This is a genomic window from Mesorhizobium sp. W050, assembly GCF_054719535.1.
Genome location: NZ_JBTTIH010000001.1, coordinates 2,973,176 through 2,992,701, shown reverse-complemented (window position 1 = coordinate 2,992,701; position 19,526 = coordinate 2,973,176). Strand labels below are relative to the sequence as shown.

Below are 19,526 nucleotides of genomic sequence, written 5' to 3'. Positions count from 1 at the left end.
CAGGCTCGCAATCAGGATATGGCATCTCGTCCCTTCAATAGATAACTGCCTTGAGTGTGACATGGACGGGCAAGCCGGCCTGGAACTGCGCGCTGCCCCGCGCCACCAGCCAGCCGTCCGCACGCTCCAGGCGCGCAACGACCTGCAGCGTTGGTGAAGCGGTCGAGCTTGCGGGCAGGGGCAAGGAAAATTCTATGGTCTTTGAGCCGCCCTCGCTCTTGAGGCTGGTTTTGGCGGCGCGGCGTCGCCCACTGTCCTGAATGGCGGGATCCTCAAGATAGATCTCGAGATGACCTTCCGGGATAGCCTTGCCCCCCACAAAGGTGACGGCCCCGCGAATATCTGTTGCGCGAATATCTGGCGCGCGAATATCTGGCGATTGCGCTGCCGCTGCCCCGGTGGCCGCGGCGACTGCCGCAACTCCGGCGGCCATTAACACTGTGCGGCGGTCGGTCATCGCGTCCTCTCCCTTTTCACTGCGCTGGGGTATGCGGGAGGGCAGCCTGACGGCCCCCCTCCCGGCAACGCGTTAGATGACGATGAAGTCTGCAGCCGAAAGGTCCAGATTTGTGTTCAGGTGTGCAAACTGTACGGCTGCTCCCTGTCCGGAACCATCGGCGTCGTAAGACAATATTCCACTGTCGGTGTCGTAGATGATGCGGTCGTCGGCATCATGAGCAGCACCGGCTGCGCTCTTGTAGAATGAGCCCAAAACGAGGGCGCCGTCGCCGCCAACGCTGGCAAAGATGAGGTTGTCCAGCAGGATCGTATCGTCGGCGACCTTGAAGTCCTTGATCCAGTCGATATTGCCGTTCCCGAGTTCTGTCGAGAAGCGGAAATAGTCGTCGCCGGCGCCGCCGGTCAGCGTATCGGCAGCCAGCCCGCCATCCAAAAGGTCGCTGCCGCCGCCGCCGTTGAGCGTATCGGCGCCCGCAACGCCCGGCTGAGCTGGTGCCGGCGGGAATTCGACCGACACGTTCAGCTTGTAAGTCGAGCCCTCCGGCACGGATTCGACCCAGCCATCGCCAGGAGCCGAGTCCGACCATTCGCCCTCCACAATATAGTAGGTTCCGGTTTCCTGAACGATGAAGCTGGTGCTCGAATCGCGGCCGTTGTTGGAGCCGGGGTCGTTGCCGCCATCGTCGTTCTGGGCGACGATATTGCCATCGCTGTCCAGCACCCTGACGATGCTGTCATGGACATTGGGGTCGGCAATGCCATCGATGTCGATGGTGATGATCGTGCCGGCCGCCAGGTTGATGCTGTAATATCCGCCCAAGCCGTTTCCGGTGGCATTGACGGTGGTGTGAAGGGTGGTCGTCGAATCGAAGATGTCGGGGTCAGCCGTCAGCGAGAAGTTGTTCGAGATGTCGAAGGCGGTCGAGACCGAATTGTTGGTCGCGTCCGGTCCGAGCGTGGCGTAGCCGGTGCCCATGCCCGGGCGTGGCGGAGCATCGCCCTGATAGGCGAAATCGCCGAGCAGGGTGTCATCGCCGCCGCCGCCGTCGATCTTGTCGGCGCCGCCCTGGCCGGTCAGCACATTGGCCGCGCCATCGCCGGTCAGGTGATCGTTGAAGCCCGAGCCAGCCAGATTTTCGATCGAGATATAGGTGTCGCCGCCGGATTTGCCGCCACCCAGTTTGAGGTTTTGCCCGCTGGCCGCGTCGGCGTAGTCCGCCGTGTCGCTGCCGGCGCCGCCATTCAATATATCGGCGCCGCCACCGCCGGTCAGCGTGTCGTTGCCGGCGCCGCCGGAAAGTTTGTTGGCCTGGGCGTTGCCGATGAGATGGTCGTCGAAGAACGACCCGACAGCGTTTTCGAAGCCGACCAGGATGTCGTGCCGGATAACGGTGCCGCGCCCGACGATCTGCACCGGGCCATCGCCGTCGCCGCCATTGGCCGTGCCATTGGCGAGGTCGATCGTCACACCGGCGGAGCTGCCTTCGTAGACGACCGTATCAATGCCGGCGCCGCCATCCAGATAGTCCTGGCCGGCGCCGCCGATGATCGTGTCGTTGCCGGCTTCACCGTACAGGATGTCGCCGTCATTGCCGCCATCCAGTATGTCGTTGCCGCCGCCGCCGTTGAAATAGTCGCCGCCGCCCCGGCCCCAGAAATGATTTGCCGCCGACGTACCGATGAAACGGTCGATGCGGTCATCGGAGCCGATCAGGTTCTCGATGCTGTAGAAGGTGTCGCCCGTGGCGGTTCCGCCGCTGGCCACGTTCGTCTCGAGGTTGACGAGCAGTTGGAAGGGGCTCTCCTTGCTGAAGTCGACCGTGTCGACGCCGGCGCCGCCCCGGAATATGTCGACGCCATCCTGGCCGCTCAGCGTATCGTCGCCGTCGCCGCCGTCGAGGATGTCGTTGCCTTGGCCGCCGAGGATCGTATCGTTGCCGCGGCCGCCATAGAGCGTGTCATTGCCGTCGTCGCTCTCGGTCTGGTCTGGAAGGTCGGCGACATCGATGGTGTTGTTGATGTCGCGGCTGGCGAGCGAGTCGCGGCCGCCGATGATGAGGTCATCGCCGCCCTGGCCGAAGATCGTGTCGTCGCCGGCGCCGCCGTCGAGCGTATTGTTGCCATTGTCGCCGAAGATGACGCTGGTCATCGTGTTGTCGCCGATGGTCGGTGCGGTTTCGGTGCCGCCGTCTCCAGGCTGGAGTGTCGACTCGTCGGCGTAGATGATGTGTTCGACGTTGGCGATTTTCCGGATATTCAAGTTCCGGTTCAGCAGAACGACCGTGTCATTCCCGCCATTCGCTTCCTCGCGCACGATGTCGTCGAGGGAATCGACGAAGTAGGTGTCGTCGCCGCCATTGCCGGCCATGTGGTCGCCGCCGCCGCGGCCATCCAGCACGTTGGCTCCGTCATTGCCGATCAGGACGTCATCATAGCTGCTGCCGATGCCGTTCTCGATGTAATAATCGGTGCCATCGGCGTTGTGCCCGGCAAAGATCGACACATTGTTGCTGTGGCCGTTGACGCTGGAGAACTGTCCGGCGCGCAAATCGAGGATCGTGCCGGCCGTCGAGCCGGAGAAGTCTATCGTGTCGGTTCCGCCGGTGTCATGGATGACAAAACCGATATCGTGCTGCATGCCCGACGAGGTCAGCCGGTAGCCGTCCACGGCACTGCCGAAGCCGTAGACGTTGTCGCCCGTGTTGAGATCGATATGCTGATAGGTGCGCACGCCGTTCTCGTCGACGGTCGAGAAAAAGCGGCGGATGACCGCCTCGATGTCGGCCATCATCGGCGTTGACGCCGACCAGCGGCTGGTTTCACCGACATCGATCCCGTCGAAATAGGACATGACGCTGTATTGCTGACGGTCGTAGGTCCAGGTCGCATTGTTCAGATAATTGATCTGTACGCCGCCGGGGCCGCTGTAATTGTAGAGCCCGGGGTGGTTCAGCCCGAACTCATGACCGAATTCATGGATGAAGGAATCGAAGACATAGCCGCCAATATCCGTCTTGTTGACCTCGGTGTCGTGGAAACGCTGGCCGATGCTGACATAGCGGTCGTTGGAATAGGCGCTGCCGTCGTCCTCTTCGCCCAGTTCGGGGCTGACAACCTGCATCCAGTCCGTTGCGCTGTTGTATGGTGCATTGTCGACGATTTCGAACTTCAACGGGGTGACACTGGCCCACATCTGCAAGGCGCCGATCGCGGCGGCCTTGTATTCGGGATGGTCATTGAGCTCGGAGACATTTATCCTCAGCGTTCCCGCCGCGATCGCCGGCGTTATCGACCGGTCCAGCGCTCCAAGGTAGGTGAGGAAGGCCCCGTAATCTTCGCTTTTGCCGTACGGGTTGTCCGGCGTCTGGTCGTTGACCCACCATTGATCGCTGGTTTGGCTTGAGTTCGGCATCCTTGGGACTCCTTGGTCTCGCAGCCGTGGCAATTACGGCTGTACGGTTTAGCAGTTGCCAACCACCGACAAGCATCGTTTGCGCTTGCCGGTCGAGCCCCGTCCCAGTGCCAACAATGCTATTGGAATCTTCACTTGTCTAGCCTCAGTTCGCGCTCGGTACATATGAAGGTTCTTGGGCGCGCTTGTACCGGCGGGTTTTGAGATACTCGTTTGGTGTTAATTGAGCTATCGCTAATCTATGGTCGTACCTCGCCCGTAGGCACGAGGGGCTGAATGCGCAAGCGTGCTTCAGGAACCCGCCCGGCGGGCGAAATGTTCATAGGTCACGCGCCAGGGGTCGCTCTCCGCGCGTCTCTCCTCGCCGATCCAGTGAAAGCTGTCGGCGGTGATCTCGGTGAACCGCCACCGCGCCTGCAGGCCGCGCGAGTCGGCGCCCATCTGGACGATGTCCTTGCCTTCGGCCCGCCCGATCTGGCGCGAGTAATCCTGGTTGAGCGGATCGTTCCAGATAATGTGCCAGCCACCGATCCCGGGATCGAAGACGCGCAAGGTCGTGCCATACATGGTGGACGGGGCAGGGCGCCTGGGCCTGATCCAGATGTCCTGAATGGCGCGGCCTTCGAGCACCCAACCAAAGTGACACTCGCCATCCCATTTCTGAATTGTGCCGTCGTTGCGGTGGTGGAGCGTCTCCATGTCCCAACTGCCGATCAACCATCCATACAGGTCCATGTCTTTCGCCCGGTCGGCTGGCGGACCTTCGGATGCGAGAGCGGTAAGAAACGTCGCCATGATTGTCTCCAGGCAAGCCGCGCCGAAACGCTGGGCGTTCCAACCCTTGCACCGTTGCGGGTTCGGGGTCTTGGGAAAAATTGCGGAATGCTGCTGTGAAGGCAGCCGGCCTTCCGCGTTCGCGCCATACCAAATCTATGCGTGAATGCTAATGTAGCGTCGGCGGGTACCCCAATGCCCGCCTGGCCGGCGCCTCCTCAGGCCATCTCTTGAATGAGCGGCGTCGGCCGCTGGCTTGGGCGGCGACCAAACTCCTGCCGGGGAAATATGAGGCTTGGCGGGAGGGTTATCGCTGGGCGGTTTTGGCCGGCATTTGGATATCGGTCTGTATCCCCAGAACGTCCGCTGCCCAATCGCGCAGTTCCGGAGAAGCATCGCCCGATTCATGATCATTGGAACCCAATCAATTCTCGGGCGGCGCTTCATCTTCCCAGCCGGCCAGCTCCGGCAGGTCGTCAAGCCAACTCTTCTCCGTCGCCGAAGCTTCGCCGGCCTGCGGTACCGCCTCTGTGGCGTTTTGCATGAGCGAGTCCATCCACTTGCGATAGGCAGGCGGGGCCAATTCCGGCGGCAGCACCTTAGCCTTGGCCAGCATGCGTTTGCGGAAACTGAGTTGCCGGCGCAGTTTCGTCGTCGTGAATTTTATCGCCTTGCCCTGATATTCCACCGTCCAGCGCCCATCCCCATGGCTGGTCAGCCGGTCGATGGCAAAACCCGCATCGACCGGCCTGTCGCGCCAGGGAAGCTCGATGGCATTTCGCCTCAGATCGAGTGCCCATCGCCGGTAGTCGGCACCGGTACGCTGCGGCGGCAGCACGCCAGCCTGTTCGAGGATTTTCCTGCGAAAGGTAGGCTGCTTCTTGATCTGGCCGGTTGTCAGCTCGATGCGATGCCCACGGAACTCGACATGCCAGCGGATTCTCCCGTTGCCGACATATTTTGCCAGCCTGTCGATGGCGAACTCGTCGTCGGACAACTCCACGCATCCCTGGCTGATGCGTTCGAGGATGTACTGGCTGTCAGTGGGCATGACGTGCCTTGGCTGGGGAACCTGGATTCGAACCAGGACTAACGGAGTCAGAGTCCGTGGGTCTACCGTTAACCTATTCCCCAGCAGGCGCTGTCGCGCTGGTGGGCCGCCGAAGCAGCCGCGCGTGCCTTGTAGCCGCCGCCGGAAAATAGTCAAGCCTAAGCTGCGTTTCAATCACAGCGTTTCATAGGGGCAATTACGCCGGGGTGGCGCGCCGCACCCAATGATCCTCAACTCTCCGTCCGGCTGTATTGCGAGTGCTCGAAGAACAGCACCACGCCGAGCGCGATCAGCAGCGGGATGATCAGGTAGAACAGCCGGAACACCAGAAGTGCCGCCAGCACGCCGACCGGGTCCATATCAGACAGGCCGGCGAGGAACACGACCTCGAACACGCCGAGCCCGCCCGGCGCGTGCGAGATCTGCGCAACCGAGAACGACACCAGGAACACGCCGAGGATGACGAAATAGCCGGGATTGCCGGCAACGGGCAGGGCAAAGAAGATGATCGCCGCCGCCGCCAGAAGCTCGATCGGGCCGATCAGCAATTGCCGCGCCACGATCGGCAGCGCCGGATAGTGCAGCTGGAAGCCGGCGATTTTCAGCGGCTTCAGATGCAGCCAGCTGCCGAAGATGTAGGCGCCGACCAGGATCAGCAAAGCGATGCCGGCGGCGATCGCCAACCCGTGGTGCGGGGCGCCGGAAAAGCGGTCGATGATTTGTGGCTCGAAAACCAGCACCAGGCCGCCGACCAGAATGCTGGAGAGCACAAAGGTGATCCAGCAGATTGCCACCAGAATGCCGACGTCCTGGCCGGTCAGCCCCCTGGTGCCGTAGGCGCGGTAGCGGATCACGGCGCCCGAAAACACCGAGCCGCCGATATTGTGCGACAGCGCGTAGGTGGTGAAGGAGCAGAAGGTGACGAACAGCCACGACACCTTCTTGCCGATATGTAGAAGGGCAATGTGGTCGTAGCCGGCAAGCGAGGCGTAGGCGACCACCGAGCTCAGCGCCGCAAGCATCCAGCCGCGCGTCGGGATGGCGGATATGCCGTCCCAGACATCGTCGATCGAGATGCCGCGCAGTTCATGCCACAGCAACAACAGCGACCCGATGACCGCCGCGACACCGATGACCGGCCACAGATAGCGCTTCCAATTCGTGGCCCCCCAATTCATGCAGTTGTCGTCATGTGTTGCTGCCCATCGCCCAGGCGGGCGTTAAAACGTCCGCGATTCACCAATTCCCCCTCATTTCAGAAATGCCTCATTGAAGCCGGCTATTCAACCGGCAAGGGTGAGCAGCCGGTTCGCCAACGGCGAATTCGCCGTGCCAGTGGCAAGATGAAAGGCTAGCGAACGCCGGGACGCTGCAAAGCAGCGGGGATCTGGCAGGACGCAGCCGGCAAAATTTGAGTCCTTGCTCTTGGTGATCCGGTCCGGCGCTGCTACTCTGGCGGCAACTTAAAAGATTGAAGCGCCTGCTGCGTCCGGTTTACCGGTTCGCGCGGCGCCGGAAGGAACTGAAGTGGAAGACCACGACACCGGCGCTGGCGCGCCGGAAGTGGGCGTGTCCAGGGCTTCGCCGCCATCAGGCGGGCCAAGCCCATCCGCCGGGCGGCCCCGCCAGGCGGGGCCCCAGTCCGGCAACGGACAGGCCGGCGACGCCCAGCATCAGCGCGGCAAGGCGAGAAAGCGGCGCAAGCGCCGGCGTGGGCGCAAGGTTTTTGCGCGCGACGACAGCCCTCTCGCAACGGCCGCGGCGGTCGGTGCGCCGGCCTCCGTCGGCCCGGCCGCTCCAGCGCCCGTGCCTTTGCCCTCGGCCCCACAACCCCGACCGGAACAGCCCATGCATCGGCCGCCGATGCAGGAACTGCCGGTGTTTGCCGCGCTCGATCTCGGCACCAACAATTGCCGGCTTTTGGTCGCGGTGCCGCAGCGCCATGGCCAGTTCCGCGTCATCGACGCCTTCTCGCGCATCGTCAGGCTGGGCGAGGGGCTGACGGCGAATGGGCACCTGAGCCAGGCGGCGATGGACCGCGCCGTCGAGGCGCTTAAAATCTGCGGTGACAAATTGCGCAACCGCAAGATCCGCAAGGCCCGGCTGATCGCCACCGAGGCTTGCCGCACCGCCGATAATGGCGTCGAATTCCTGCAGCGCGTCGAACGAGAGGCGGGGTTGAAGTTGGAAATCATCGATCGCCAGACCGAGGCGCGGCTTGCTGTATCCGGCTGCGGCTCGCTGGTCGAGCGCGACACGCAAGGCGTGGTGCTGTTCGACATTGGCGGCGGCTCGTCCGAAATCGCGCTGATCGACCTCACCGGCCAGCGCTCGCCGCGGCTTGCCAACCACATCGTGTCGTGGACGTCGCTGCCGGTCGGCGTTGTCTCGCTGGCCGAGCGCTTTGGCGGCCGCACGGTGACGCGCGAGATCTTTGCCGCCATGGTCGATGATGTCGCGGTGCGGCTAAAGTCCTTCGACGGCCGCGACCGGCTGAGCCATGTGCTGGCCAGTCCGAAATTCCATCTGCTGGGCACATCCGGCACGGTGACGACGCTGGCCGGCGTCCATCTCGATCTCGAACGCTACGACCGCCGCCGCGTCGATGGGCTGTGGATGGACCGCGACAGCGTCGACCGCATGGTCGAAAAACTGGTTGGCTGGGATTTCCAGCAGCGCTGCGCCAACCCGTGCATCGGCGCCGACCGTGCCGACCTGGTGCTGGCCGGCTGTGCTATCCTGGAAGCCATCCGTGCGGTGTGGCCGTCGGAGCGGCTGCGCGTCGCCGACCGGGGCTTACGCGAAGGCATTTTGAGCGAGCTGATGGCCGATGACGGCGTCTGGCGCAACAGTGGGCGGGGCCGAGCATGATCCGCATCGCTTTGGTGAACGGTCGACCCCCACTCCGTCGAGCTTCGCTCGACACCTCTCCCCCGATCGACGGGGTAGAGGAAGGGCGCGAACTTATGCAGACCGGCGCCTTTCCTCTCCGTCCGGAGGGGGGAGAGGTGGCGCCGCGAAGCGGCGACGGAGTGGGGGAAGCCCTTCGCGAAACGCGAAGCCGCCGAAAAACGGCGGCAACTCGGCCAGCGCAAAAGCTCAAACAAGAAATAACGTCATGACCAAGAAGCCGGAAAAGCCGGGCTCCGCCAGCATTCGCGTCCTCAAAACACGAATCAAGAAGAAGTCGGGCCTCAAAGAATCGTCGCGCCGCTGGCTGCAGCGCCACATCAACGATCCCTATGTCCAGAGGTCAAAAGCCGACGGCTACCGGTCGCGCGCGGCCTACAAGCTGATCGAGATCGATGACAAGCATCATCTGCTGAAACCCGGCATGAAGGTCATCGATCTCGGTGCGGCCCCCGGCGGCTGGTGCCAGGTGGCGGCCGCGAGGACGAAATCGACGGCTGATAATCCACATGTCATCGGCATCGACTATCTCGAAATGGATGCGGTGCCGGGTGCGCCGGTGCTGCTGATGGATTTCCTCGACCCGGAAGCGCCGCAAAAGCTCGCCGAGGCGCTGGGCGGCGACCCCGATATCGTGTTGTCCGACATGGCCGCGCCGACCACCGGCCACAAGCGAACCGACCACATCCGCACCATGCATCTGTGCGAGGTGGCCGCCGATTTCGCGCTGTCGGTGCTGAAGCCGGGCGGGCACTTTTTGGCCAAGACGTTTCAAGGCGGCGCCGAAAACGAGCTGCTGTCGATGCTCAAGAAGAACTTCCGCTCGGTGCACCACGTGAAGCCGCCGGCGTCGCGGGATGAGTCGGTGGAACTGTATTTGCTGGCGAAGGATTTTAAGGGCAGAGACGGCACGGCGTGAAAGGCGCTTCGTAGCGTTCCGTCCCTCTGTCCTGCCGGACATCTCCCCCGGAAGGGGGGAGATTGGCAGCTGCGACCGCCTCGCCATTCCTTCAAAGTTGCAAGATTGGCGAAAGCCGCGTGATATCCGATCTCCCCCCTTGCGGGGGAGATGGCCGGCAGGCCAGAGGGGGGTGTGAAGGATCGCCGACGTCGACGATTTTCGTCGCGCCGCCCCTACTTCCCAGCCGTGCTCACCGGCTCCAGTGTCTTCGGCGTCGTCATCCGGCCATGACCCGATACGGCGTTGCCGGCGTCCGGCGCCAGCCGCATGAACGATACCGACGCCGCCGCTGACACTGCCGCCACGATGAAGAAGGCAATGTGGAAATCGCCGAGCATCAGCGGGCCGCCATGGATCGAGGTAGACACTTCCAGAATGCCGCCGGCCAGCGCCACGCCGAGTGCGATCGACAGCTGCTGGAACACCGCCGTGATCGGCGTTGCCTTGCTGGTGTCCTCGGCCGACACTTCGGCGTAGGAGAGCGCATTGACGCCGGTGAAGAACATCGAGCGGATAAAGCCGCCGACCAGCAATATCGCCAGCATCAGTGCGTAAGGCGTCTCCGGCGTGAACAGGCCGTAGATGGCGATCGTTGCCGCGGCGATCAGTGAGCCCCAGATCAGCACCCGGCGGAAGCCGGCAAGCCGGAAGATCAGCGCGGTGACGAACTTCATGCCAATGGCGCCGATGGCCGAGACGAAGGTGATCATGCCCGACTGGAACGGCGTCAGCCCGAAGCCGATCTGAAACATCAGGGGCAACAGGAACGGCACCGCGCCGATGCCGATGCGAAACAGCGAGCCGCCGAGCACCGAGGAGCGGAACACCTGGTTGCGGAACAGTTCCAGCGCCAGCAGGGGATTCTTGGCGCGCCGCGCATGCAGCAGATAGAGCACGCCGGAAATCAGCCCGACCGCCACGGTGATGAGGCCGGTCGCCGGCGGCAGATAGGGCAGGCTGACCACCGACAGGCCGAAGACGACGCCGGAGGCCGCCAGCCCGCTCAGCACGAAACCGACGAAATCGAGCGGCGGCGTCTCCATCGAGTCGGTTTGCGGCAGGAAGCGCGTCGCCAGCCAGATGCCGATCAGGCCGATCGGCACGTTGATCAGAAAGATCCAGTGCCAGGTGAAATAGGTGGTGATGAAGCCGCCGATCGGTGGTCCCACAAGCGGGCCGACCAGCGCCGGCACCGTCAGCCACGACATGGCAGCAACCAGCTCGCTCTTCGGCGTCGCGCGCACCAGGACCAGCCGGCCGACCGGCGTCATCATGGCGCCGCCTATGCCTTGCAGGAAGCGCGAGACGACGAAGGCCGGCAGTGAATTGGAGATGGCGCAGCAGACCGAGCCGACGATGAACACGCCGATCGCGGCGCGAAAAATGGTCTTGGCGCCAAACCGGTCGGCCATCCAGCCGCTGATCGGAATGAAGATGGCCAGCGCCACCAGATAGGCGGTCAGCGCCAGCTTGAGCGCGATCGGGCTGGTGTGGATGTCGACGGCGATCGCCGGCAGCGATGTCGCAATGACGGTCGAATCCATGTTCTCCATGAACAAGGCGACCGCCAGAATGAGCGGAATGATGCGGTTCAACGAACGCGTCCGAACTGGTCTAAATGTGCCTGCCGGCCAATCCAAACAATGAAAAGGCGGGCAAGCCGATACAAACGGGCGGTTATCACGCCTCAGGCGCGATGTCGCATTAATTTGCTGTCACTTTTGTGCGACCGTGGGCGGACAAGAGCCGTCGCTGCGTTTCGCCACATTGAATGAACTTGCGAAAATTGACCGGGTTCACTATGCTGTAGTGAATATAACTACTATATGGACAATGCCATGGAAGAAGCCGTTTCCGCAGCCGACGCCAACCGCAAATTCTCGCTCCTCCTGCGCGGTGTCCGCGAAGGACAGAGCTATGTCGTGACCAGCCATGGGCGCCCCGTGGCGCGGATCGTGCCTGCAGGGCAGCCCGACCCTGCGGCGTCTCGTTCGCGCACAGCGCTGCTGTCGCGCCTCGAACGCCAGCCTGTTGTAGAAGCCGGGCGCTGGAGCCGCGACGAGCTTTACGAGGACGAGCGGTGAAGGTCGCGCTCGATACCAACATCCTTGTTTATGCCGAGGGGATCAACGGAGCCGAGAAGCGCGACATCGTTTTCGGCCTGCTGCACGACATTGCGCAAGAGGCAGCCGTCATTCCAGTCCAAGTGCTCGGCGAATTGTTCACCGTTCTCACACGCAAGGCCGGACGATCACGTGCACAAGCGCGCGACGCCCTGTTGAGCTGGCGCGACGCGTTTCCGGTTGTCGGCACGACGCCGGAGGTGATGACGGTCGCGGCTGATCTTGCGACCGATCACCATTTCGGCATCTGGGATGCGACCATCCTGTCTGTTGCCTCGCAAACCGGTTGCCGGCTGCTGCTGTCGGAAGATCTGCAGGACGGCTTCACCTGGGGCGGCGTAACGGTCGTCAATCCTTTCGCGTCACCGCGCCATGTCTTGCTCGATGCCCTGTTGGGCAAGTCCGCCGAATAGGCCACGACCGGCTTTTCAACCACGCCGCGACGTGTTACCAGCCAGCGCCAATCCTGAAAGGGAAGAAACGAGTCGGCGCTGTCCATTTCGGTCCAGCGCTTTTTTGTATTCTCCCGGCGCTTTTCGTATCCGAGGACTGGCCATGGCAAAAATCATCGAAACGTCCACCGGCGCGCTGGCGCTGACCTTTGACGACGTGCTGTTGCAGCCCGGTCATTCCGAGGTCATGCCCGGTGAGACCGACATCCGCACCCGCATCGCCACCGACATCGACCTCAACGTGCCGATCCTGTCGGCCGCCATGGACACCGTCACCGAGGCGAGGCTTGCCATCGCCATGGCGCAGGCCGGCGGCATCGGCGTCATCCACCGCAATTTCTCGCCGGCCGAACAGGCCGAGCAGGTGCGTCAGGTCAAGAAGTTCGAATCGGGCATGGTCATCAATCCGGTCACCATCGGCCCCGACGCCACCCTGGCCGACGCGCTGGCGCTGATGCGCACCTATTCCATCTCGGGCATTCCGGTGGTCGAGAATGGCGGCACCGGCGGCCAGAAGATCGGCCGCCTGGTCGGCATCCTGACCAACCGCGACGTGCGCTTCGCCTCCGATCCGGGGCAGAAAGTCTACGAATTGATGACCCGTGAGAACCTGATCACGGTCAAGGAGAATGTCGACCAGGACGAGGCCAAGCGGCTGCTGCACCAGCACCGCATCGAAAAGCTCGTCGTCGTGGACAAGTCCGGCAATTGCGTCGGCCTGATCACCGTCAAGGACATCGAGAAGTCGCAGCTCAACCCGCACGCCACCAAGGATGCGCAGGGGCGCCTGCGGGCGGCGGCCGCCACCAGCGTCGGCGATGACGGCTTCGAGCGCGCCGAGCGGTTGATCGACGCCGGTGTCGACCTCCTGGTCATCGACACCGCGCATGGCCATTCGCAGCGCGTGCTCGATGCGGTGACGCGGGCCAAGAAGCTTTCCAATTCCGTGCGCATCCTGGCCGGCAACGTCGCCACCGCCGAAGGCACGCAGGCGCTGATCGACGCCGGCGCCGATGCCGTCAAGGTCGGCATCGGCCCGGGCTCGATCTGCACCACGCGCATCGTCGCCGGTGTCGGCGTGCCGCAGCTTTCGGCGATCATGTCGGCGGTGGAGACGGCGCATAGATCAGGCGTGTCGGTCATCGCCGACGGCGGCATCAAATATTCGGGCGATCTGGCCAAGGCGCTTGCCGCCGGCGCCAGTGCGGCCATGATCGGTTCGCTGCTGGCCGGCACCGACGAAAGCCCGGGCGAGGTCTATCTGCATCAGGGCCGCTCCTTCAAGGCCTATCGCGGCATGGGCTCTGTCGGCGCCATGGCGCGCGGCTCGGCCGACCGCTACTTCCAGGCCGAGGTTCGCGACACGCTGAAACTGGTCCCGGAAGGCATTGAAGGGCAGGTGCCCTACAAGGGACCTGTGTCTGGCGTGCTGCACCAGCTTGCGGGCGGGCTAAAAGCCGCTATGGGTTATGTCGGTGGCCGCGACCTTGCCGATTTTCGCGAACGCGCCACCTTTGTGCGCATATCCAACGCCGGACTTCGTGAAAGCCACGCCCATGACGTCACGATTACCCGCGAAAGCCCGAACTATCCTGGCGGAGCCTGACCGGCAGCCAGAGCGGTACATGCTCTGGCGCCACCAGGCGACGATCGTGCTGCGGCTGGCGCGCCATGCCGGCGCGCTGTGCTTTGCCGCCGCGGCGGTTTTCATCATCATGACGCTGCTGGAATTCTTCTATTTCCGCCGGCTGAGCGGCGGCCTGCCGTCGCTCGACGTGCGCCTTGGCGGGTTCACGCCCGACGAGGGCATGGCCTGGCTGACGGCACTCGGCCGACGCGGCAGCGAGATCATCCTGGTCTGGCACTATTTGACTTTCGACCTTCTCTTCCCGGCGCTGCTGTCGCTGACCATGGTCAGCCTGATCCTGGCAACCGGGCGGCGGCTGAAGAATTTTCGTGCCATGCCGGTGCAGCTTCAGGCGCTGTTCGCGCTGGTCATCGTGCTGCCCTACACGTGCGCCGACTACGCCCAGAACATTGCGGTGGCGCGGCTTCTGTCCGATGCGCTGTCGGCCAATCCGGATTCTCTGTCTTTCGCCTCGTCGCTGATCGTCACCAAATTCGCGCTGCTGGCGATCCCCGTCATCGTCATCGCGTTTTTGATCCTTGCCGCCCAGCGGCGTCCACAGGCATGAACGACAGAGCAGGGGCAACGCCATGAGCCAGACCGCGATTTTCTGGCCGATGCTGGCGCAGGTGTTCCTCGTCTATATCGTCTATGTTGTGATGGGCCGGCGCCGCTACGGCGCGGTCAAATCGGGCGAGGCCAAGGTCGGTCAATACAAGGTGCGCACGACCGAGCCCGGGTCGAGCGTCACGGTTGCCAACAATCTCATCAACCAGTTCGAACTGCCGGTGCTGTTCTATGTGCTGTGTCTGGCGCTGCACGCGACCAATGGCGTCAATTATCTGACCCTGGCCTTGATGTGGATTTTCGTGATTTCCCGCTATGGCCACGCCTGGGTCCACCTCACCAGCAACAATCTGCGGTTTCGCAGCCGCGCCTTCTACGTCGGCGCGATCATTCTCTTGCTGGCATGGATCTGGTTCGCGCTACACCTGCTCGGAGCGGTGTAGGGCAGTTGTTTACCCTCCCCCTTGTGGGGAGGGTCGCTCCGCGCAGCGGAGCGGGGTGGGGGTCTACAAATCGAACACCGCGATCTTGCGCTTGTCGAACTTGATGCCGATTTCGCCGCGCACCAGCTTCAGTGCGGCTTCGCCGAACACGGCGCGTCGCCAGCCCTGCAGGGCCGGCACGTCGGCATCCTCGCCCTCGGCGGCGATGCGGTCGATGTCGTCGCTGGACGCCAGCACTTTCGAGGCGACGCCTTCCTTCTCGGCGACGATCCGCAACAGAACTTTCAGCAGCTCGGAGGCGGCATTGGAGCCCTCGGGCGGCTGAAAGCTCTTGGGCAGCTTCGGCATCTCTTCGCGGGGCAAAGCGAGCGCCGTGTTGACCGCGCCAAGCAATGCGGTAGCCGTCGACGAACGCTCCCAGCCTTTCGGCGTCGTGCGCAGCTTGCCCAACGCTGCCGCATCGCGCGGCGCCTGCTGGGCGACCTCGTATATGGCGTCGTCCTTGAGCACCCGGCCGCGCGGCACGTCACGCTCGCGCGCCTCGCGTTCGCGCCATGCCGCCACCGTCTGCACGATCGCCAGCTCCTGCGGCTTGCGCAGCCGCATCTTCAGCCGCTTCCAAGCGTCTTCGGGGTGCGGATCGTAGGTCTCGCGCGAAGTCAGCACCTCCATTTCCTCGTTTAGCCAATGGGCGCGGTTTTCCCGCTCCAGTTCGGCGCTGAGATGCTTGTAGACGTCGATCAGATGGGTGACGTCGGCCAGCGCATAGTCGAGCTGCTTGTCCGACAGCGGCCTGTGGCGCCAGTCGGTGAAACGCGAGGATTTGTCGAGCCGTGCGCCGGTGATGCGCTGCACCAGCTGATCGTAGGAGACGCTGTCGCCGAAGCCGCACACCATGGCCGCGACCTGGGTGTCGAACACCGGATGCGGCACCAGATCGCCAAGATGGACGATGATTTCAATGTCCTGGCGCGCGGCATGGAAAACCTTGACCACCGCCTCATTGGCCATCAGCCGGAAGAACGGGGCGAGGTTGATGTCGGGCGCCAGCGGGTCGATCAGCGCGGTCACGCCGGGCGCCGCCATCTGGATCAGGCACAGAATCGGCCAGAATGTCGTTTCGCGGATGAATTCGGTGTCGACGGTGACGAAATCCGACTTTTCAAAAGCGGCGAGAACGGACTCGAGCTCATTTTGGGTGGTGATGACGTGCATCAAATCGCTTTTTAGTAACGGGTAAGGTTCTCTTTCAATTTCAGCCATGGGCGCTTTCGTCAAGCCGCCCTTCGGTCAAGTATCGGCCGATCCGTCGGAATCGCCATTTCTGCGCGCCAGCCGCGCGAAGACGGTCGATGTGCGCAGCAGCGCCGTGAAGCGGCTGCGCTTGCCCGCCGGCACGCTGCCGCGCACCTGCATGCGGTAGAGAATGACGGCGATGAGGGTGGCGTAGACGACTGCGCTGAAGACAAACAGGGCGCCCGGTCCGAAATGTTGCATCACTGCGGACGCCGCGAAGGGGCCACCGATGGCGCCGAAGGAATAGAACAGCATCAAGGCGGCATTGATCAGCACGAACTCGCCCTTGTCGGCGCGGTCGTTGGAATGCGCCGCCGACAGCGAATAGAGCGGCATGGCGAAGCTGCCGAAGATGAAGACGATGATCAAATTGAGGGTCGGATCGGCGCCGGCGACGAAGGCCAGCGCCAGCGCCGCGAACATGGCGCCGCATGTCGTGGCCAGAAGCACCGAGCGCCGGTCCCAGCGGTCGGAGAGATAGCCGAGCGGATACTGGATAAGGGCGCCGCCGAAAATGCCGACGCTGACGAAGGTGACGACATCGGCGACCGACATGCCGATCTGCTCGGCATAGACCGGCGACAGCGTGCGGAAGGCGCTGTTGGTGACGCCGACACAGATGCAGCCGAAGCAGCCGAGCGGCGAAATCCGCCAGACGCGGGCGAGGTCCAGCTTGACGTCTTCGGGCGGCGTCGGGTTGGAGCGGTCGCCGAGCGACACCGGAACCAGGGACAGCGTGATCATCATCGACATGATGGCGAAGATGGCAAAGCCGCCGGGGCCGAAGATCGGGATCAGGAACTGCGCGCCGGTCACCGAGCCGATATCGACCATGCGGTAGATGGCGAGCACCCGCGCACGATCCTTGTTTTCGACGCCGGAGTTCAGCCAGGCTTCCATGACGGTGAACAGGCCGGCAAAGCAGAAACCGCCGGCAAAGCGCACCGCGCACCACATCACCGGATCGATCACCAGCACCAGGAGCAGCGTACTGGCCGCGGCGATGGCGGCCAGCGCTGAAAACGTCCGGACATGGCCGACTGCCTTGAGGATGCGGGTGACTGCGAGGCAACCAAGCAGGAAGCCGGCGAAATAGAACGTGCCCATCAGGCCGATGTCGGAGGCCGAAAACCCTTCCTGCGCGCCGCGCAACGCGATCAGCGTGCCCTGCAGCCCGTTGCCGCCAAGCAGGATGCCGGCGGCGATGAGGAGCGGGATCAGCGGGCGGATGGAGGACATACGGAACCGTTGCTTAGGTGGCTCCACAGTTCTGAACCATCGGTGTGGCCAATGCCAGTGGCTTATCCCGCCGCCAACAGGTGTGTGGCTTTCAGGTAGGGCCGTTCAGGCTTCGTGAGCCCTCGTCAAAGCCTCATCCGCTTGTGCGGCCGGGCGGGACGCCCTTCGGCCAAGCGAGCCGGCGGTCAGCAGGCTGAGGATGATGAACGGAATGCCGATGCCGAAGGCCGAACGGATGCCCCAATGGTCGGAGACGAAGCCGAGCAACGGCGGGCCGAGCAGGAAGGCGACGAAGGAGATCTGCGACAGCGCCGCGACATTGATTGCCGCGGAGCGGTCCGTGCGTTGGGCCGCCGCCGAGATCGCCAGCGGAAAGATCGCGCTGCTGCCAATGCCAAGTAGCGCAAAGCCCAGCATCGATACGAGCGGGGCAGGCGAGAAGAAGACGAGCAGCACGCCGACCGCCATCGTCGCCAGCAGCACCCGCGCCACGCCGCTCGGCGAGTGGCGGTCGACAAAGGAGTCGGCAAAGAAGCGCGTGGCCGCTTGCGAGAATGCAAACAGCGCCACCGTGAAACCGGCGACGAAAGGGCCCGCATCGAACACGGTGCGCATGTAGATTGCCGACCAGTCGATGCTGGCGCCTTCCATCAGCATCGCCGACAGCGTCACCGCGACGAGGACGAGGATAGGCAGCGTCGGCCGCGCCAGCCTTGGCGCCGTCTCGTCATTGCCGGCGAAGCGGCTCGGCGCCGGTTCGTAACCGCCGAGAAACAGCGCGATTCCTGTCGCAACCATCGGTACGACAATCGCCAGGTGCAGTTGCGGCGATATGCCGAGATGCGCAAGCGCGGCGCCGAACAGGCCAGCGCCGAAAAAGCCAATGCTCCAGAACGAATGCGCCCGGTTCATGATCCGGCGCTTGAGCAGGAATTCGGTTCTGTCGGCCTCGACGTTGAGAATGATCTCGACGCTGCCGATCATCAGGCCGACCGGAAACAGCATCAGGAACAGCGCAAGCGGCCCAGGCGCATGCACGGCAATGGCAAAGACAACCGACAAAAGCGGCACCAGCCCGAGCAGCGCGCGGCGGAAGCCGATGCGCTCCAGGATCGGCGCCGCGAGCGTCAGCGCGGTCAAGGTGCCAATCGGCGTCCCGATCAGGCTGAGCCCGAGCGTGCCGTCTCCTATGCCCATGGCATGCTTGATGTCGGGCAGCCGCGGGAAGATTTGGCCCATGGCGAACGAATAGATCGCAAAGCCGGCGTAGACCCGGTGTTGCGGAGCGAGGCGGAGGCCAAAGGTCATGAAGATGCTTTCAAGGCAAGAGAGTCGACGGTTGTCACTGTTTGATATGCCTACATCTTGCACAAACATGCAAATCGTGCAAGAACGTGCATGAAAAAACAGGATCATGCAATGCTGACCGATGAGCGGCATCAAATTATTCGCGATCGCCTGGCCGTCGAGGGAAGGGTGCTGGCCGGCGAGCTGGCAGGCCGCTTCGGCGTTTCGGAAGACACGGTTCGCCGCGACCTCAGGGAGTTGGCCAAGGCCGGGCAGTGCCGCCGCGTCTATGGTGGTGCGGTCGCGACCGCACCCTTCGCGGCCACGCCGGTCGGCCTGCGCGCCGGTCATGCGGTCGAAGAAAAGACGCGGCTGGCCCGCGCGACCGTGGCATTGCTTTCGCCCGGACAGACCCTGTTCATCGACAGCGGCTCGACCAATGCCGCGATCGCCAGGGCCATCCCGCGCGACATCGATCTGACCGTCGCCACCAATTCGCTCGAAATTGCCTCCGTCCTGTCAGACCACGCTTTGGTCGAACTGATTGTGCTGGGCGGGCGGTTCGACCGCCATCTCGGCGCCTGCGTCGGCGCCGACACGCTTGCCGCTGTCGCGCAACTTGGCGCGGACCTGTTTGTTCTCGGATCCTGCGGTCTCGATGCGTCGCGCGGCGTCACGGCCTTCGATTCGGCTGAGGCCGAGGTAAAGCGGGCCATGGCCAAGAACAGCGCAGGCATCGTCATCGCTGTAACCAACGACAAGCTGGCCACAGCCGCACCCTACCGGGTCGCCAGGCCAGAGGCGATCCGCCATCTCGTGGTCGAAAAGACCGCGCCGGCCGCGATCCTCGCCGACTTCGAACGCCAGGGCGCTGAAATCCACTTCGCTTGAACAATGGGCCTGCGCCGGATCACCCGGCTTGCCT

At 63.5% G+C, this 19,526-nt stretch carries 17 protein-coding genes and 1 tRNA gene; 8 read left to right on the top strand and 10 right to left on the bottom strand.

The genetic code is table 11. The features are described from left to right. Positions 1-34: 34 nt before the first annotated feature. From ACYG9Y_RS14530 to ACYG9Y_RS14505, 6 genes are all read right to left on the bottom strand, one after another. On the bottom strand, positions 35-457 hold the full coding sequence (locus tag ACYG9Y_RS14530; protein WP_023682883.1) for a hypothetical protein: 423 nt from the start codon (positions 455-457) through the stop codon (positions 35-37). 72 nt (positions 458-529) lie between these two features. Beyond that, the gene (locus tag ACYG9Y_RS14525; protein WP_023739291.1) at positions 530-3,871 is read right to left on the bottom strand and encodes a M10 family metallopeptidase C-terminal domain-containing protein; all 3,342 of its coding nucleotides are present in this window, start codon (positions 3,869-3,871) and stop codon (positions 530-532) included. A 291-nt stretch (positions 3,872-4,162) separates the two neighbouring features. Next, positions 4,163-4,666, bottom strand: a complete 504-nt coding sequence (locus ACYG9Y_RS14520; protein ID WP_023739292.1) for a hypothetical protein — start codon at positions 4,664-4,666, stop codon at positions 4,163-4,165. A 403-nt stretch (positions 4,667-5,069) separates the two neighbouring features. Continuing rightward, on the bottom strand, positions 5,070-5,696 hold the full coding sequence (locus tag ACYG9Y_RS14515; RefSeq protein ID WP_031253507.1) for a hypothetical protein: 627 nt from the start codon (positions 5,694-5,696) through the stop codon (positions 5,070-5,072). 9 nt (positions 5,697-5,705) lie between these two features. Beyond that, a tRNA-Gln gene (locus tag ACYG9Y_RS14510) sits at positions 5,706-5,779 on the bottom strand. A gap of 147 nt (positions 5,780-5,926) precedes the next feature. Continuing rightward, a complete protein-coding gene (locus ACYG9Y_RS14505; protein ID WP_023698055.1) occupies positions 5,927-6,874 on the bottom strand; it encodes a lysylphosphatidylglycerol synthase domain-containing protein in 948 nt (315 codons plus the stop codon). Between the two features lie 349 nt (positions 6,875-7,223). Here ACYG9Y_RS14505 and ACYG9Y_RS14500 point away from each other — a divergent pair, with 349 nt between their 5' ends. Further along, positions 7,224-8,567, top strand: coding sequence for a Ppx/GppA phosphatase family protein (locus ACYG9Y_RS14500; RefSeq protein ID WP_023739293.1), 1,344 nt, complete (start codon positions 7,224-7,226; stop codon positions 8,565-8,567). 247 nt (positions 8,568-8,814) lie between these two features. Continuing rightward, complete coding sequence (locus ACYG9Y_RS14495) at positions 8,815-9,525, top strand: RlmE family RNA methyltransferase (RefSeq protein WP_023694903.1); 711 nt, start codon at positions 8,815-8,817, stop codon at positions 9,523-9,525. A 215-nt stretch (positions 9,526-9,740) separates the two neighbouring features. On the opposite strand, the gene ACYG9Y_RS14490 is transcribed toward ACYG9Y_RS14495, so the two are convergent. Beyond that, the gene (locus tag ACYG9Y_RS14490; RefSeq protein ID WP_023697478.1) at positions 9,741-11,162 is read right to left on the bottom strand and encodes an MFS transporter; all 1,422 of its coding nucleotides are present in this window, start codon (positions 11,160-11,162) and stop codon (positions 9,741-9,743) included. Positions 11,163-11,405: 243 nt separating this feature from the next. On the opposite strand from ACYG9Y_RS14490, the gene ACYG9Y_RS14485 reads away from it, so the two are divergent. From ACYG9Y_RS14485 to ACYG9Y_RS14465, 5 genes are all read left to right on the top strand, one after another. Next, positions 11,406-11,651: a type II toxin-antitoxin system Phd/YefM family antitoxin gene (locus tag ACYG9Y_RS14485; protein ID WP_023673036.1), complete on the top strand. Its 246-nt coding sequence runs from the start codon at positions 11,406-11,408 to the stop codon at positions 11,649-11,651. Then, complete coding sequence (locus ACYG9Y_RS14480; protein WP_023673035.1) at positions 11,648-12,103, top strand: PIN domain-containing protein; 456 nt, start codon at positions 11,648-11,650, stop codon at positions 12,101-12,103. Before ACYG9Y_RS14485 ends, ACYG9Y_RS14480 begins: the two co-directional genes overlap by 4 nt. 142 nt (positions 12,104-12,245) lie before the next feature. Continuing rightward, a complete protein-coding gene (gene guaB, locus ACYG9Y_RS14475; protein WP_023734161.1) occupies positions 12,246-13,748 on the top strand; it encodes an IMP dehydrogenase in 1,503 nt (500 codons plus the stop codon). 19 nt (positions 13,749-13,767) lie between these two features. Beyond that, positions 13,768-14,337 carry a hypothetical protein gene (locus tag ACYG9Y_RS14470; protein WP_023749016.1) on the top strand — a complete coding sequence of 190 codons (570 nt, stop codon included), beginning with the start codon at positions 13,768-13,770 and terminating at the stop codon, positions 14,335-14,337. A 22-nt stretch (positions 14,338-14,359) separates the two neighbouring features. Then, entirely contained in the window at positions 14,360-14,779 is a 420-nt protein-coding gene (locus ACYG9Y_RS14465; RefSeq protein ID WP_023682427.1) for an MAPEG family protein, read from the top strand. Positions 14,780-14,842: 63 nt separating this feature from the next. Here the strand turns inward: ACYG9Y_RS14465 and rnd are convergent, their stop codons facing one another. From rnd to ACYG9Y_RS14450, 3 genes are all read right to left on the bottom strand, one after another. Next, positions 14,843-15,994, bottom strand: a complete 1,152-nt coding sequence (rnd, locus tag ACYG9Y_RS14460) for a ribonuclease D (protein ID WP_023682426.1) — start codon at positions 15,992-15,994, stop codon at positions 14,843-14,845. A 75-nt stretch (positions 15,995-16,069) separates the two neighbouring features. Next, the gene (locus ACYG9Y_RS14455; RefSeq protein ID WP_023739294.1) at positions 16,070-17,314 is read right to left on the bottom strand and encodes an MFS transporter; all 1,245 of its coding nucleotides are present in this window, start codon (positions 17,312-17,314) and stop codon (positions 16,070-16,072) included. A gap of 105 nt (positions 17,315-17,419) precedes the next feature. After that, on the bottom strand, positions 17,420-18,622 hold the full coding sequence (locus ACYG9Y_RS14450; protein ID WP_023739295.1) for an MFS transporter: 1,203 nt from the start codon (positions 18,620-18,622) through the stop codon (positions 17,420-17,422). Positions 18,623-18,712: 90 nt separating this feature from the next. On the opposite strand from ACYG9Y_RS14450, the gene ACYG9Y_RS14445 reads away from it, so the two are divergent. Beyond that, positions 18,713-19,492 (top strand): DeoR/GlpR family DNA-binding transcription regulator, encoded by a 780-nt coding sequence (locus ACYG9Y_RS14445; RefSeq protein ID WP_245264399.1) that lies wholly within the window; start codon positions 18,713-18,715, stop codon positions 19,490-19,492. Positions 19,493-19,526 lie beyond the last annotated feature (34 nt).